The sequence below is a fragment of the Muricauda sp. MAR_2010_75 genome (assembly GCF_000745185.1).
GTDB lineage: Bacteria > Bacteroidota > Bacteroidia > Flavobacteriales > Flavobacteriaceae > Flagellimonas.
This window is the reverse complement of the sequence record NZ_JQNJ01000001.1, coordinates 903,608-919,002: the sequence shown is the minus strand read 5'-3', so window position 1 is coordinate 919,002 and position 15,395 is coordinate 903,608. Positions and strand designations below refer to the sequence as shown.

Genomic DNA, 15,395 nt, shown 5'->3' with positions numbered 1-15,395 from the left:
ATATCTTGTGGTTTTGTACCACCAAAATTATAGTTGAGACTGTTAGCAGTAACTTGAATAATGAAAAAAGTAGTATTACTATCCGTTGTGATTTTAATTTTAGGATGTGCATCTCATAAGAAAACTAATAAACTGGCTTCCGAAATTAATTGTGATAGAAGCTTTTATTTTGCGTATGATGAACGAAGCGATTTTGAAGACTTCCAATACGAAGGGCTTCCAACTTATGGAGACTCAAAATTCCCAGATTTCAAACGATCATTCATAAAATCAATTGACGAATTGGACGAAGACACTGAAATGTCGCTACAATTTGTGGAATCGAATATGTTACCCTCGATTTCTTCAACCTTTGTGCGAGTGAGAATTGAGGATATACGTATTATAGCAGGCATTTCAAGTGGAGTACTTGAAGTAGATTTATTGTATCAAATGGAAGGTGAAAAAATATATTTAACAGGAAAAAGCAAAATGCATTTGGCTTTTACAAAAAAAGGAAGTCTTTATAAGGCTTTAAAAAATGGACATTACCTTTTTATTTCATCAATATGCTCTCGCTAAAATTAAGTCAGAACAAAAAAGAACCACACAAAAAACCCAGCAAATTTGCCGGGTTTTTTGTGTGGTACCTCCAGAATATTGCTTCGGCAAAAAACAACCCTCTCATTGGTTTTATTCTTATTTTAGGGTGTGGGGATGTGTTTTACTTTTCTATAAACAAGTTACCTGCAAGCTGAACCCAGTTAAAACTTGAAATAGCCTTTAGATCATAACCTATGTTTACCCTTGAAAAAATTCACGAAGCATTTGCTAAAGTCAAAAGTGGTGCCGACTTTCCCAAATTTGTCCAAGACCTAAAGGGAATTGGGGTAACCCACTACGACAATTTCGTTTCGGATGGCCGGACAACCTATTATGGAAAAAATGATTTTGCGCTTTACGGAGCGCCAAAATATCCTGAAATGCAGGTGCATGATAGTAGCTCTTCGGGCCGTTTAAAACACGCTATCTCAATTCATCAACAAGGACAAACGGATTATCCAACATTTTGCAAACAAGCAGCAGAGGCGGGAGTTGAAAAATGGACCACCCATATGATTGAAATGACAGTGACCTATCTCGATAAAAAGGGACATATATTGGCTGTTGAACCAATCCCGAAACTTTAACGAATGAATAAATGCCAGCAGCTACCAATGGAAATAAGTAATGTTTGCCTTTCGGCAGACAGTTTCTCTTCGCAACCGGTGGTAATATCTTGAGGTGTTAAAAGAGAAAGTTTCTAAACAAAAAACCCGGCAAAGTTGCCGGGTTTTTTGTGGTACCTCTAGAGTACTCATATCATTAAATTGTAGTATAACAATTTTGTTATATAACATTTTTGTTATAATTTTGTTTGGTGAAATCAAGTCAATTGATTAAGATAGTGGAAAGTGATGGTTGGGAATTGGTCAGGACCAAAGGAAGCCACCATCATTTTAAACACCCAAGGAAAAAAGGGCTAGTGACCATACCGCATCCCAAAAAGGATGTTCCCATGGGCACAGTAAAATCTATCTTAAAACAAGCCGGGATCGAATAAGAAATCCCAGAGTTGATTTCTAAGGCATCAAAAAACAGGAGGAATGGGATCAGTAAAAGTGTTTGTAGAAAAAGCAGACGATGGAACGTATTGGGGCACCACCCAAAATCTTCCAGGCGTTGTATCTGCCTATGGCGATACTCTAGAAGAATTGAAAAAGAACATTAAAGTTGCGGTTGATGATTATATTGAAACTGCCGTGGAGTTGGAAGAGGATTGGGTCGATGAGGTTTTGCCGATCCAAGGATATGAGTTTAAAATGAACATTGAATCTTTCTTTTACCTTGTTCCGCAGGTCAAAATCACCGCAATTGCAAGGAGGGCAAAGATAAACCCTTCTTTAATGCGTCAATATGCCACGGGTAGGGCCACCGTATCCGAGGAGCGTCTAAAATTAATTCAGGGAACCATTCATGATTTGGGAAAGGAGCTCCAGTCAGTTACTTTTTAATTCCCCCGCTCCCGCAAGATTGCATCTTTTGGTTTAGCAGATAAAAAGTCCTTAAACAAAAAACCCGGCAAATTTACCGGGTTTTTTGTGGTACCTCCAGGAATCGAACCAGGGACACACGGATTTTCAGTCCGTTGCTCTACCAACTGAGCTAAGGTACCATGCCTGTTAAGCGGGTGCAAATATAATTTCAAAATTAGGATATACAAACAAAAACCTCAAAAAAGGCATTCCTTTTTTTGCAATTCTCGATCTTTGCAGCATGAATCTGGTCATAGACATTGGCAACACCTTAATTAAATATGCCGTTTTTGAAAATGGCAACATCGTTTATGACCAAAGTTCAGAGTCGGGCCTGTTTCTCTCCAAGGTCAAGGGACTCTTTGAGCAGTACCCTAAAATTAACCATGCCCTTATTTCTTCCGTAGGCAAATTGGACCGAAAGGAACGTGATATTGTGGCCCTGTTCTGTAAGGTGCATGTGCTTACCCACGATTCCAAAGTCCCATTTAAGAACAGCTACGCCACGCCCCAGACCTTGGGCATGGACCGTGTGGCCTTGGCCACGGCTGCATTTTATCACAACCCGCGCGGAAACACCTTGGTCATTGATGCCGGCACTTGCATTACCTATGATATGGTCAATAATTTTGGGGAATACATTGGCGGGGCCATTTCACCCGGCATACGAATGCGATATAAGGCCATGCACAACCAGACTGCGGCGCTCCCGCTACTGGAACCGGAGGAAATATGGGACTTTATTGGAAATTCAACCGCAGCCAGCATGCACAGTGGGGTGATCAATGGGGTTACGCAAGAAGTGGATGGGGTAATCGAGCAGTATCGCAATCGTTTTCAACATTTAACAGTTATTTTAACAGGCGGCGACGCCCAATTTTTTGCGAAAAGGCTAAAAAACACCATATTTGCGAATTCTAAATTTCTCCTGGAGGGGCTCAATTGCTTGCTGGAATACAACAAACGTTAGATGGTTAAGAAATTTTTGATTGCTTTTGTTTGCGTGGCCGCACAAGGCCTTTTTGCGCAAAACGGTACCATATCGCCATATTCATATTTTGGGATAGGAGATCTTAGAAATTCCGGAACGGTGGATAACCAAATGATGGGCGGGATGGCTATGTATGCCGATAGTATCCACATTAACCTGCAAAACCCCGCTGCGTACTCCAAGTTAAGGTTGACCACCTATACCGCGGGGATCGGCCATACAGAATATAGATTGAAGGATTGGACCGAGGAGCAACGTATTTCCAACACCAATTTGGATTATTTGTCCATTGGTTTTCCTATAGCCAACAAAGTTGGGGTGGGCTTTGGCCTGATGCCGCTCTCATCTGTGGGGTATAGCCTTAGGGATGAGACCACAACCGGTTCTGGAGCCAACGTGACCAATGTTTTTACTGGAGAAGGCGGCTTAAACCGAATTTATTTGTCCCTTGGTTTTGAACCCATCAAAAACCTTAGTTTGGGAGCAACCGTAAATTACAACTTTGGCACATTGGAGTACCAACGGATTCAAAGTGTGGAGAATGTGCAATTTGGAACCTTGGACAATCGGGAGTCCCGTGTAAATGGATACGACTTTAATTACGCTTTAAATTATACCCCTACCATAAAGGATAAGTACACCCTGTTCACCTCGGTTCGGGTAAACACCCAAGCCAATCTCGTGTCCAAAAATTCACAGCGATTGGGGTCTTTCTCATTGGTCACCGGGGATGATATTGAGGTCATAGATGTAAATCTGGATGCTACCAATCGTAGAAATACGGAATTGAAGATGCCCACACGAACCACGGTGGGGTTGGGATTTGGTGAAGATAAAAAGTGGTTTTTGGGAGCTGAGTACAGTTTTCAGCAGTTCAGTGATTTTGATAATAGCTTTTTGGCATTGGATAATGTTACCTATAATGATGCCACCACCTATGCCTTTGGAGGATATTGGGTGCCGGACCACCGTTCGCTGTCAAGCTACTTTAATAGAATCACCTACAGGGCTGGTTTGCGGTATGATGTAAGTGGTTTGGAGGTGAACAACAAGGAAATAAATAATTTTGGCATAACTTTTGGATTAGGATTACCCATAGGAGGCATATCCTATGAGTCCGCCTTTTCAAACTTGAACCTTGGATTTGAGCTGGGAAGAAGGGGAACCAGCGATGCCGCCTTGATTGAAGAAAGTTATTTAAAAATCAATGTAGGATTATCATTAAATGCAAGGTGGTTTCAAAAAAGAAAAATAAATTGATGGGGCCATTTTTTAAAAAAATCATAATTAACCGACCATAAGGATCCGTATAAGAGGATTTTTTAATGAAAATTTGTACTTTAACCACTTTAATACTAGTAAGATGAAAAAGAAACACTACTTAACGATGATAGCGGTCTCTATGACGATGGGATTAAGTATGGCTCAAGCTCAGAACCCAGAGTGTATGACCAATCTTTCCATTTACGCAGAGCACGCTAAAGTAAAAAATTACGATGCTGCCTACGAACCTTGGAAAATGGTCTACGAAAGTTGTCCAGACATCAACAAGGCCAATTTTTCCTATGGGGAAAGAATCTTATCACACAAAATAGAAAATTCCTCCGGTGCTGATAAAGATGGGTATATCCAAGAATTATTGTCATTGTATGACAATAGCATAAAGTATTTCCCCAAGAATTATGCTGTTGCCAATGTAATGATTGATAAGGCCCTATTGCTGTATGACAATAAGATGGCCTCTGATGAAGAAATTTTTAAAATGTTGGATGAAGCCTTCAAAAAGGACAGGGAGAATTTTACAAATCCTAAAGCATTATACCTGTACTTCTCCAGTTTGGTTGATTTGCACGATGCAGGTAAAAAAGATCTTCAAGATGTATTTGACACCTATGATGATGTAACTGAAAAGGTTGAGGCAGAGAATCAAAAATTGACTGATGTCATCTCTAAATTGCTTCCAAAAGATTCAGCAAATACAATTACATCCAAAGAAAAAAGAATGCTAAGGGTTGCTAGTACCAACTCCGAATCGTACGGTAAAGTAGGTGCAAGTATCGATTCCAAATTGGGAGCCTTGGCAGATTGTGATAACCTTATTCCTCTATATGAAAAAAGTTATGAGGAGAAAAAAGGAGACGTTGCATGGGTAAAAAGAGCTGTGGGTAGAATGTTCTCAAAAGAATGTACCGATGACCCCATGTTCCGAAAATTGTTCGAAGCCCAATTGGCTTTGGAACCTTCTGCAAGTGCTTACCTATACGGTGGTGCCCTAAAACAAAAATCCGGTGACACCAACGGAGCTATTGCCGATTTTAACAAAGCAGTGGAACTGGAAACAAATTCCTATAAAAAATCTGATATCCTATACAAAATTGCCACAACCGTTCGTAGAACCAGCAAATCCCAAGCTAGAAGCTACGCACTTAAGGCCATTGATGCCAATCCTGCAAACGGAAAAGCATATTTGTTGATCGCCAATCTTTATGCAAGCAGTGCCAACGATTGTGGTAGTACCCCATTTGAAAAGAGGGCCATTTATTGGAAAGCCGAGGATATGGCCAGAAAAGCCGGTCGTGTAGATCCATCTTTGGGAGGCCATGCCAGCCAAACAGCGGCTAGCTATGCAGAAAGAGCCCCTAGCAAAGAAATGATTTTTAATTCTGGAATGGCCGGAAAAACAATATCGTTCAGCTGTTGGGTAGGTGGTAGCGTTAAGGTGCCGAATCTATAAGGTGAAACAAACATCCGAAAATATTTTTAAGTGTTTTGCCACGGTGTTTACCGTGGCAATCCTTTTTATGTCCTGTGGAGATCAGTATGAAAGGGTGGGCGAAGAAGCCGTTAAACCTATTTTTCCCCAAGGTGTGGCCCAAAATTTTACCCTTACCTATACCGAGAGCAAAGAGGAATTAAGTTCGCAGGACTCATCACAATCAAGGGTCATTGCGGTGCTCAAAAGTCCCATATCCGAAGATTTTGACAACCAAAGCTTTAAATTCCGTACCTTTCCAGAAGGACTCACGGTTGATTTCTTCGATGAGAAAAATCAAAAAAGTGTGATTTCTGCAGACTACGGTATTGTATACTCCCAGACCAATTTGATTGATTTGCGGGGCAATGTGGTGATAGAGACCCATGATGGGAAAAAGTTGGAGACACCCCAACTGTTTTTCGATAGAAAAAACAACTGGATTTTTACGGAAGAGACCTTTACCTATACCAATCCAGAGGATGGAACCGTAATGGACGGCGAAGGAATGGATTTCAACAAGGATTTCAGTTTTTTTAAGGCCCACAAAACCTATGGCCTTATGACCATAAAAGAAGAAGAATAATATGATCAAGTTTTTACGATATACAGAATACCTATACTTGGCCGTTGCAGCCATTTCCATTTACAAGATCATTACCCTTTGGAGCATAGAACCCAAGGAAACCTACATCTTTATTTTCTTTGCGGTGGTTTCAATTGCTATGTTCATCTTTAGAAGAAGGTACCGCAAACGTTTCGAACAACACAAAAAGGATAATCAGCAATAGCGTTGAACACCTCTATAGTCATCATAATCCTATCGTTACTGTTTTCAGCGTTCTTCTCGGGAATGGAAATCGCTTTTATTTCCGCCAACAGGATCCACATAGAGATTGAAAAGAAACAGGAAGGGCTTTTGGCCAAATTGCTCACGTGGCTTACTGATAAACCTTCAAAGTTTATCGCTACTATGCTCATTGGCAACAATATAGCCTTGGTCATATACGGTCTGTTCATGGGAGATGTGCTCATGGAATGGTTTCAAAGCCTGCTCCCCATGCAGTACGAGTTTTTAAATGTTTTGCTTACGGATTTCAGCCTGTTGTCCCAAACCATAATTTCCACACTGATCATTTTGCTCACGGCAGAATTTTTGCCCAAAGTGCTCTTTCAGATCTATTCCAATACCCTATTGAAGTTTTTTGCCGTTCCCGCCTATTTCTTTTACATACTGTTCTCCTTTATCTCTTGGTTTGTGATCAAGGTTTCTGATTTTATACTAAAAATCTTTTTTAAGATCGATGGCGATGAGGTACAATTGTCCTTCACTAAACTGGAACTTGGCGATTACATTACGGAACAGATGGAAACCGTTGAAGAAGAGGATGTGGTCGATTCAGAAATACAGATTTTCCAGAATGCCCTACAATTCTCTACCGTAAAGGCGCGAGAGGTCATGGTGCCGCGAACGGAAATTACGGCCGTGGAGTTGGATGAGACCCCAAAGAACCTCACCAAATTATTCACCGAAACGGGCTACTCCAAAATACTGGTGTTCAAGGATAGCATTGATGAAATCATTGGCTATGTGCATTCCTACGAACTCTTCAAAAAACCAAAGACCATAAAAAGTATCCTACTTCCCGTGGAATTTGTTCCAGAGACCATGCTCATCCAAGATATTTTGAATGTGCTCACCAAAAAACGCAAAAGTGTGGCCGTGGTTTTGGATGAATATGGGGGCACCTCCGGACTCCTGACCGTAGAGGACATTATTGAGGAGCTTTTTGGTGAAATTGAGGATGAGCACGATAGCACCGATCTCCATGAAGAACAGCTCAGTGAAAATGTGTATAAGTTTTCTGCACGCTTGGAGGTGGATTATATCAACGAAACCTATAAACTGGAACTGCCCGAAGGCGAAGAGTATGAAACCTTGGGAGGGTTGATCATGAACGAGACCGGGGAAATTCCCGAACAAGATTCAGAAGTGAGGATTGAAAATTTTACCTTCCATATTTTGGAAGTGTCCAATACCAAAATTGATTTGGTGACGGTACGTGTTCACGCTGAGGATTAACAATTTCCAGCATTTTTTACCCTTTCCTATTTGAAAAGAAAGTGGTATTTTCGCCCACTGAAATTAAAGTAAACAAGCAGTAAAATGGCAATATTAGAGAATATTAGAAAACGGACAACCATATTGATTCTGATCATAGGTCTGGCGTTGTTCGCATTTGTAATATCAGGGGTCTTTACCAGCAATAATTTTGCAGGTGGCAAAATGGGCTCCGAAGTGGCAGAGATTAATGGGGAGAGTATTTCCATTGACGAGTTTAGAAGAGAGGTGGAAACTGCATCCAGAAGATATGGCCCCAATTTCTCCTCTACCCAATTGGTGAACACCGTTTATGATCAAGAAGTGAGAAAAGCCATCCTTAACCAACAGTTTGAGGACTTGGGGATTGATGTGGAGAGCGATCAGATCATCGAGTTTGTAAAAACATCCGGCTATGCACAGATTCCAGACTTTTTGGATGAAAACGGAATCTTCAACGAAGAAGTCTTTAAAAGTGCCATTGCCGATTGGAGGGCCAACGACCCGCTAAGGTATGATGCTTGGTTGCAAGATGAAAAGGCCATCATTCAAGCCGCAAAGGAGCGTATGTACTTTAATTTGATCAAAGGTGGAGTAGGTGCTACCTTGGCCGAAGGGGAGTTTGATTATCAATTGGCCAACGAGAAAGTGGACATCCAATACGTTCGGGTGCCCTATAGTTCCATTCCAGATAGCACCATTCAAGTGTCCAAAGACGAGATTCAGTCCTACATCAGCAAACATCAAGATCAATTTCAACAAGAGAAGGCAAGGGACATTCGCTTTGTATATTTTGAAGAAAAAGCGTCTGCCGAAGACGAAGCGGCTGTGAAAGACGCCATCACTGCCTTGTTAAGCGATACGGTTGAATATTCTGAAGAAAGAGATGCTACCGATACCATTCCTGGTTTTAAGAATACCACTGATATGGCCGCATTCTTGGATCGTAATTCAGATACCAAATTCGATACCATTTACAAAGCCAAGAACGATTTGCCAGCTGTTGCCTCAGATACTCTAATGAGCTTGGGCGTTGGTGAAGTCTATGGCCCGTACAAGGATGGTGATTTTTACCGCGTTTCCAAAATCATGGATAAGAAAGAAGATGGAACGGTAAAAGCAAGCCACATTTTGATTACTTGGGAGGGAGCCGAGCGAGCCAATCCAAGTATTACAAGAACCAAGGAAGAAGCTGAGGCAAGAGCCAAGGAGCTTTTGGCCGAGGCCAAACAAGAAGATGCCATCTTTACAACCTTGGCCCGTGAAAATTCTGATGGACCCTCTGCACCACGTGGTGGGGATCTGGGTTATTTCCAAGAAGGTGTTATGGCCGATGAATTCAATGATTTTTGCTTTAACAACCCTGTAGGAACCATTGATTTGGTGGAGACCCAATTTGGATACCATGTCATTAAAATAGATGACAAACAAGATGTGGTTCAAGTAGCCACACTTTCCCGTGAAATTGAACCTTCCGAAGAGACCATCAACACGCTTTTTACGGATGCCACCAAATTTGAAATGGCCACTTTGGATGATGAGCCTGAGAATTTTGGAGATATAGCCAGAGAGAGCAACTACACCGTAAGACCTGTAAACAAAATTAGGGAAATGGAAGAGAACCTTCCTGGTTTGGGGTCGCAGCGTAGTATTGTACAATGGGCCTTTAATGATGAAACCAGTGTAGGCGATATAAGACGGTTCAACGTGAACAACGGATATGCCATCGTACAATTGACCAAGAAGTACAAGAAAGGTCTCATGACCCCAGAGGATGCTTCGGCAACGGCATTGCCAGAAATAAGAAAAGAACGTAAGGCAGAGCAGATCATAGCAGCAAATCAAGGAAAAGACATGAATACCATTGCTTCCGATAACAATGTTAGTTTGAACAGTGCCACGGCACTGACCATTAAAGCTCCAACAATCCCAGGAGCAGGAAGGGAACCCCTTGTGGTTGGAACAGCGTTTAGCCTTGACCAAGATCAAACTTCCGGCCTGATCAAGGGCGTAACCGGAGTCTTTATGGTAAAAGTGACCAATAAACAAGATGCCCCAAGTATGGAAAACTTCAGTACCTATGCCAACAACCTGCGTAGTAGTGCGGCCAACCGTGTAAACGGGGCGGTGTACAATGCACTTAAAGAAAAGTCTGAAATTGAAGATAAACGCGCAACCTTTTATTAGGAAATAACATAACTATTTAAAAAAGGGCCGTTCTTAAGAACGGCCCTTTTTTGTGGTTAAGTTTATGGTGTAATTTTATAATCTATCGGGTTCATCCCACTTCATTTTATAGCGAATGGAAGTGATTTTCCCATCAGGATCTATGGTTACTTCAAAACCCTGTTTGGTACGGAAATAGGCATCACGCAGAAAATACCAGCTGCCATTTTTGTGAAAAAATTCCCTTTTGTCCACCTTCCAGGCGGCCACAGGGTAAATAATATCTAACAAGTCCTCAAAAAGAGGGGCCGTTTGTGGATCTAGAACAAAGTCATCTTTTATGACATTCAAAAAATCATCAAGGGATGTATTGCTGTTGATTTGCTCAAAATGCATAATTTCTTCCCCTGTGTCCAAAACAATGAATTTGTCTTCGCGGGTTCTATCGTTTTGGTAAGTGTTCTTTGTATATCGATTGATGAAGTAAACCTTGTGTTTTAAAATACACCCAATGGCCTCGGACTGGACCTCCTTAAATGTGACTAGGGAGCTTTCTTCCAAAAACGTTTTTAACCGAGCATCAGTCTGTTCATTGATTTGCGAATAGGCTGGGAAATAAAAGAGCAGGGAGCAGAGTAAGGCAGCCAATATGTTATACATGGAAGACATATCTCCAAAGCTATAAGAAGAGGATAAGAAATTGGAACCTCAATTGACGAAACCCGTGTTTGGGTTTATGGAAAAAAGGGAGTTATGTTTTTTTGGATGCTTAGAGTACCATTTTTGAGAATGGGATTACCGTATTGTACCCCTTGTTGTTAAAATAATACAAACTATCTTCATTTCCCGCGGCCAAAACAAAGTCACCACCCCAGGCACCCAGACTTTTGATGGCACCTGAGTAATCCAAAAAAAGTTCCGATTTTACCGTAGGAATTTGGAGAACGTTGGACATGATAACTTCATGTTGTTCCATAAGCGATTGAAACTCCTGTAATGTTGCGGCATTGACCATTTTTTCGGTGAGGGAAGATATGTCACGGATAAGGTCCTTCTTGTCGAATTCTTGCTTTCGATAAGCAGCGATGGCCTCTTTGCTATTCTGTTTTTGATTGAGGTGCACAAAATAAAGCGATTCCTTAAAAGGAGGGTCAAAAACAACCTCAGTGACTTTTGGGGAATCATCTTGCAATTGATAGGTAATTGGGGAATTATGTTGCGCACAAGCAATGTCGTATCCGCTGCCGCCAAAGGCATTCCAAAGCAACTGGTAGGCATCCACTTGGGCCCAATTGGCCATGTTGTTTATTAAGGTTGATGAAGTACCCAGTCCCCATGAGCGCGGAAAACCCAAATGTGTTTCAATGGCAACCCCACTGCTTTTGGAAAGAAAATCAGGATTTTGCAGTCGCGCTTCTGAAAACAGTTGAACCAAGGTTTGGCCTACGTTCTCGTCCGAAGCAGTTTTTATTTCCAAGCTTTCCAAGTCAAATTCGGCTTGAAACCACATTTCCCTTTTCTCATCAAAACTTGTCCATTGTATGGTTCCTGAATCTAAATCGGAAACTTTTAATGATTGACCATGTTTAGTGGGAATGGCAAGACCGAGAGCCCCATCCAAGATGGCATACTCCCCAGAGAGCAGCAGTTTTCCGTTGCTGTAAAACTTCTTTGGCATTATTGGGATTGAATCTTTTCCAAGGCTTCCTTTACCGAAGCATTTGTCACCACATGATATTTAAAATGCTCCACAAGTTGTTGCTTTTCGGTTTCTGTGGCCCCCAGTTGGTTGAGCATGTTCAGCAAGTGCATTTTCATGTGCCCTTTTTGGATTCCTGTCGTGACCAAAGACCGAACGGCGGCAAAATTCTGGGCCAGTCCAGCCACAGCAACTAGTTCCATAAGTTCTTTTGCAGATGGATTCTGAAGAATCTCCAAAGCAAGCTTTACCAAAGGATGCAAGGTGGTCAATCCGCCAACGGTTCCCAAGGCTAAAGGCACTTCAATCCAAAACTTGAAGGTGTCTCCTTCAACGGCGGCATGGGTCAAACTTGTATAGCGACCATCCTTGGCGGCATAGGCATGTACGCCGGCCTCCACGGCCCTAAAATCGTTCCCAGTGGCCAAGACCACCGCGTCAATGCCGTTCATAATGCCTTTGTTGTGGGTTACGGCACGGTAAGGCTCTAATTTGGCAATGGTTACGGCCTGCACAAACTTGGAGGCAAATTCCTCAGCGGCTACAGGATCCTTATCAAGTTGGGAGACTTGGCAACTTACCTCGGCCCTAACCAAACAATTGGGGACATAATTGGACAGAATGCTCATCACCACTTCCAAGTTCTTATCCTCTTCAGAAAAGGCCTCATACTTTTGGGCTTCGTCTTTTAACGTCTTGGCGAACTGTTCCAAACACGAATTGATAAAATTGGCACCCATGGCATCCAAGGTCTCAAAGGTGCAATGGAGTTGGTAGTAACCTTCCATTTGGTCGTTGAGATCCCTCAATTGAATTTCTTTGATACCGCCGCCTCGTTTTTCCATATTTCCAGTGATATCAGAGACGCTTTTTCTGAGTTCGGGTTTAAGTTCCTCAAAAAAGGTATGAAGCGTTTGGATATTGCCCCTATACATAAAATGTACCTGTCCCACCTTTTCGGTCCCCAAGATTTTAGTTTTGAACCCACCCCGACCCAACCAAAATTTGGCTGCTTTGCTTGCAGCCGCCACAACCGAACTCTCTTCAATGGCCATGGGTATGGCATAGAGTGTATCATTGATCAAAAAGTTTGGGGCAACGGCAAAAGGGAGATAATAATTGGAAATGGTGTTTTCTATGAACTCATCATGCAGTTTCTGCACCTTCGGGTCAGTGTTCCAGTATTGTTCCAAGATGCGTTTGGCAGCCTCGGGGTCTTTGGTATAGTGCTGGGCAATCCAATCTATCTTTTCGGCTTTGGAGCGTTTCGAGAATCCTTCAACAGGAGTGTTCATAGTGCTGGGTTAAAGGCATCAAATATAAATATAATAGAACTTTGGTTTATACTATGTATGCCATTGAGCGGATAAACCATGTTTGGAACTGCAATTATTGTTGTAAATGCAACACCAAAATTTATTTTTTGGATAAATATTAGTAAACTTGGGAGTTTTTAATCAATTCTTACGTATGAGAAAACAGTTCCTCCTGTTCGTTTCTGTTTTAGGGTTTCTTACCATTTCAACCGCACAGAAGAAAAAAATCACCCTCGAGGAAATTTGGGGCGGTGAATTCCAGACAGAACGAATGGATGTACTTCGGTCCATGAAAAATGGAAATCAATACACAATTCTTAATTTTTCCCGTTCCCCTGAGACCAGCAGTTTGGATAAATATAATTATGAAACTTTGGAAAAGGTAGAAACCATTGTTTCATCTACGGGCAATGTGCCTTATTTTACGTCTTATTCATTCAGTGAGGATGAATCCAAAGTATTGTTGGCCACAGAAGTGGAACCCATATTCAGACGCTCCCGATTGGGCATATACTACGTATATGACACTGCTTCAAAAAGCCTGACCCAAATTTCCGAGATCAAGATTCAGGAGCCTATGCTATCACCGGATGGCACAAAAGTGGCGTATGTGCTGGACAACAATCTTTATATGTTTGATGTGGCCTCCAGATCCACCAAAAAAATGACCGTGGATGGCAAAAAAGGAACCATCATCAATGGCGTAACCGATTGGGTGTATGAAGAGGAATTTGCCTTTGTCCGTGCTTTTGAATGGAACAGTGATGGAACCAAAATAGCCTTCCTTCGATTTGATGAGACTGATGTTCCCTTGTATACCATGGACGTGTACGGGACCAATCTTTACCCATACGCCTATGAGTTTAAATACCCCAAGGCAGGCGAGGCCAATTCCAAGGTTACATTACATCTGTTAGATGTATCCTCGGGCGCCATAACTCCGGTTGATTTGGGAGAACCTTACTACATTCCAAGAATCAAATGGATGAACAGTCCAGATCATTTGAGTGTCCAGACCTTGAATCGCCACCAAAATGATTTAAAGTTGTTGGATGTAAATGCTGCCAATAATACGGTATCTGTTCTGTTGGAAGAAACAGATAAAGCCTACGTGGATATCGATGACGACCTTACCTTTTTGGCCGATGACAGTTTTATTTGGACCAGTGAAAAGGATGGGTTCAACCATTTATATCTATATGCAAAGGATGGAAAGCTGAAAAACCAGATTACCGAAGGGCCTTGGGAGGTTACGAGGTATTATGGCTATGATGCTTCGCATGACCGGATTTACTACCAATCCGTGGAGAATGGGTCCATCAATCGGGATGTGTATAGCATTTCAACAAAAGGAAAAAAGAAAAAGCGACTTTCTACGAAAGAGGGTACCAATACTGCTGATTTTAGTGCCGATTACACCTATTACATCAATACGTTTTCAAGTGCAGGAACTCCATTTGAGTTTACCTTGCATAAAGCTTCGGATGGTAAATTGGTAAAAGCCATTAAGGACAATTCTGCTTTAATGCACAAATTACAAGAGTACGAACTTGTCCCGAAAGAATTTTCCACCATCAACATTAATGGGTATGACCTGAACATGTGGATGATCAAACCTGCCAATTTCGACCCTAATAAAAAATATCCACTGCTTATGTTCCAGTACAGCGGCCCGGGCTCGCAACAAGTCGCAAACACTTGGTTGGGCAGCAACGACTATTGGCATCAACTTTTGGCTTCCGAAGGGTACATTGTGGCCTGTGTGGATGGAAGAGGTACCGGTTTAAAAGGACGTGATTTTAAAAAACTCACCCAAAAGGAATTGGGCAAGTACGAAGTGGAAGACCAGATTGCAGCTGCCAAAAAATTAAGTGAACTCTCTTATATCGATGAAAACCGTACCGGTATTTGGGGCTGGAGCTATGGTGGATTTATGTCCACTAACTGTATTTTAAAAGGCAATAATGTTTTTGAAATGGCCATTGCTGTGGCACCGGTCACTTCATGGCGATTTTATGATACCATTTATACCGAACGATACATGCAGACCCCACAGGAAAATCCCAGTGGATATGATGATAACTCTCCTTTTAACTATCCAGAACTGTTGAAGGGCAAGTATTTGTTGGTACATGGATCGGGGGATGACAATGTACATGTGCAGAACACCATGCGTATGATAGAAGCCTTGGTGCAGGCCAACAAACAATTTGATTGGGCCATCTATCCCGATAAGAATCATGGAATTTATGGCGGCAACACACGACTGCACTTGTTCACCAAAATGACCAATTTCGTTAAAGAGAATTTATAACC

Annotated in this window: 15 protein-coding genes and 1 tRNA gene; 12 read left to right on the top strand and 4 right to left on the bottom strand. The window is 41.8% G+C overall.

Going from position 1 to position 15,395, the window contains the following annotated elements:
- Positions 1–60 precede the first annotated feature (60 nt).
- The 4 genes from FG28_RS04085 to FG28_RS04065 all read left to right on the top strand — a co-directional run bounded on the left by FG28_RS04085 (position 61) and on the right by FG28_RS04065 (position 2,033).
- Positions 61–561, top strand: coding sequence for a hypothetical protein (locus FG28_RS04085; RefSeq protein ID WP_036380225.1), 501 nt, complete (start codon positions 61–63; stop codon positions 559–561).
- A 215-nt stretch (positions 562–776) separates the two neighbouring features.
- Positions 777–1,169, top strand: a complete 393-nt coding sequence (locus tag FG28_RS04075) for a DUF1398 domain-containing protein (protein ID WP_036380221.1) — start codon at positions 777–779, stop codon at positions 1,167–1,169.
- Positions 1,170–1,414: 245 nt separating this feature from the next.
- Positions 1,415–1,582, top strand: coding sequence for a type II toxin-antitoxin system HicA family toxin (locus FG28_RS04070; protein ID WP_231562595.1), 168 nt, complete (start codon positions 1,415–1,417; stop codon positions 1,580–1,582).
- Positions 1,583–1,625: 43 nt separating this feature from the next.
- Positions 1,626–2,033: a type II toxin-antitoxin system HicB family antitoxin gene (locus FG28_RS04065; RefSeq protein WP_036380218.1), complete on the top strand. Its 408-nt coding sequence runs from the start codon at positions 1,626–1,628 to the stop codon at positions 2,031–2,033.
- Between the two features lie 88 nt (positions 2,034–2,121).
- Here the strand turns inward: FG28_RS04065 and FG28_RS04060 are convergent.
- A tRNA-Phe gene (locus FG28_RS04060) sits at positions 2,122–2,194 on the bottom strand.
- Between the two features lie 101 nt (positions 2,195–2,295).
- On the opposite strand from FG28_RS04060, the gene FG28_RS04055 reads away from it, so the two are divergent.
- The 7 genes from FG28_RS04055 (at position 2,296) to FG28_RS04025 (ending at position 10,085) form a co-directional block, all read left to right on the top strand.
- On the top strand, positions 2,296–3,024 hold the full coding sequence (locus FG28_RS04055) for a type III pantothenate kinase (protein ID WP_036380216.1): 729 nt from the start codon (positions 2,296–2,298) through the stop codon (positions 3,022–3,024).
- Entirely contained in the window at positions 3,025–4,305 is a 1,281-nt protein-coding gene (locus tag FG28_RS04050) for a membrane protein (protein WP_036380214.1), read from the top strand. It abuts the gene before it with no gap.
- 103 nt (positions 4,306–4,408) lie between these two features.
- On the top strand, positions 4,409–5,779 hold the full coding sequence (locus FG28_RS04045) for a M48 family metallopeptidase (RefSeq protein ID WP_036380212.1): 1,371 nt from the start codon (positions 4,409–4,411) through the stop codon (positions 5,777–5,779).
- Between the two features lies 1 nt (position 5,780).
- The gene (gene lptC / locus FG28_RS04040) at positions 5,781–6,383 is read left to right on the top strand and encodes an LPS export ABC transporter periplasmic protein LptC (RefSeq protein ID WP_051947173.1); all 603 of its coding nucleotides are present in this window, start codon (positions 5,781–5,783) and stop codon (positions 6,381–6,383) included.
- Between the two features lies 1 nt (position 6,384).
- Entirely contained in the window at positions 6,385–6,588 is a 204-nt protein-coding gene (locus FG28_RS04035; RefSeq protein WP_036380209.1) for a hypothetical protein, read from the top strand.
- 2 nt (positions 6,589–6,590) lie between these two features.
- Complete coding sequence (locus FG28_RS04030) at positions 6,591–7,880, top strand: hemolysin family protein (protein ID WP_036380207.1); 1,290 nt, start codon at positions 6,591–6,593, stop codon at positions 7,878–7,880.
- Positions 7,881–7,964: 84 nt separating this feature from the next.
- Entirely contained in the window at positions 7,965–10,085 is a 2,121-nt protein-coding gene (locus tag FG28_RS04025) for a peptidylprolyl isomerase (protein WP_036380206.1), read from the top strand.
- Positions 10,086–10,160: 75 nt separating this feature from the next.
- Here FG28_RS04025 and FG28_RS04020 read toward each other — a convergent pair whose 3' ends face one another.
- The 3 genes from FG28_RS04020 to FG28_RS04010 form a co-directional block, all read right to left on the bottom strand.
- The gene (locus FG28_RS04020; RefSeq protein ID WP_156102199.1) at positions 10,161–10,724 is read right to left on the bottom strand and encodes a hypothetical protein; all 564 of its coding nucleotides are present in this window, start codon (positions 10,722–10,724) and stop codon (positions 10,161–10,163) included.
- A 109-nt stretch (positions 10,725–10,833) separates the two neighbouring features.
- Positions 10,834–11,742, bottom strand: coding sequence for a GYDIA family GHMP kinase (locus tag FG28_RS04015; RefSeq protein WP_036380202.1), 909 nt, complete (start codon positions 11,740–11,742; stop codon positions 10,834–10,836).
- A complete protein-coding gene (locus FG28_RS04010; protein WP_036380200.1) occupies positions 11,742–13,058 on the bottom strand; it encodes a hydroxymethylglutaryl-CoA reductase, degradative in 1,317 nt (438 codons plus the stop codon). Before FG28_RS04010 ends, FG28_RS04015 begins: the two co-directional genes overlap by 1 nt.
- 175 nt (positions 13,059–13,233) lie before the next feature.
- Between FG28_RS04010 and FG28_RS04005 the strand changes: the two genes are divergently transcribed.
- Complete coding sequence (locus FG28_RS04005; protein WP_036380198.1) at positions 13,234–15,393, top strand: S9 family peptidase; 2,160 nt, start codon at positions 13,234–13,236, stop codon at positions 15,391–15,393.
- Positions 15,394–15,395: the final 2 nt, after the last annotated feature.

Coding starts and splice junctions, on each gene's coding strand:
- FG28_RS04035 (WP_036380209.1), top strand. CDS start 6,385: ATGATCAAGTTTTTACGATATACAGAATACCTATACTTGGCCGTTGCA.
- FG28_RS04010 (WP_036380200.1), bottom strand. CDS start 13,058: ATGAACACTCCTGTTGAAGGATTCTCGAAACGCTCCAAAGCCGAAAAG.
- FG28_RS04020 (WP_156102199.1), bottom strand. CDS start 10,724: ATGTATAACATATTGGCTGCCTTACTCTGCTCCCTGCTCTTTTATTTC.
- FG28_RS04050 (WP_036380214.1), top strand. CDS start 3,025: ATGGTTAAGAAATTTTTGATTGCTTTTGTTTGCGTGGCCGCACAAGGC.
- FG28_RS04085 (WP_036380225.1), top strand. CDS start 61: ATGAAAAAAGTAGTATTACTATCCGTTGTGATTTTAATTTTAGGATGT.
- FG28_RS04065 (WP_036380218.1), top strand. CDS start 1,626: ATGGGATCAGTAAAAGTGTTTGTAGAAAAAGCAGACGATGGAACGTAT.
- FG28_RS04045 (WP_036380212.1), top strand. CDS start 4,409: ATGAAAAAGAAACACTACTTAACGATGATAGCGGTCTCTATGACGATG.
- FG28_RS04005 (WP_036380198.1), top strand. CDS start 13,234: ATGAGAAAACAGTTCCTCCTGTTCGTTTCTGTTTTAGGGTTTCTTACC.
- FG28_RS04025 (WP_036380206.1), top strand. CDS start 7,965: ATGGCAATATTAGAGAATATTAGAAAACGGACAACCATATTGATTCTG.
- FG28_RS04055 (WP_036380216.1), top strand. CDS start 2,296: ATGAATCTGGTCATAGACATTGGCAACACCTTAATTAAATATGCCGTT.
- FG28_RS04075 (WP_036380221.1), top strand. CDS start 777: ATGTTTACCCTTGAAAAAATTCACGAAGCATTTGCTAAAGTCAAAAGT.
- FG28_RS04015 (WP_036380202.1), bottom strand. CDS start 11,742: ATGCCAAAGAAGTTTTACAGCAACGGAAAACTGCTGCTCTCTGGGGAG.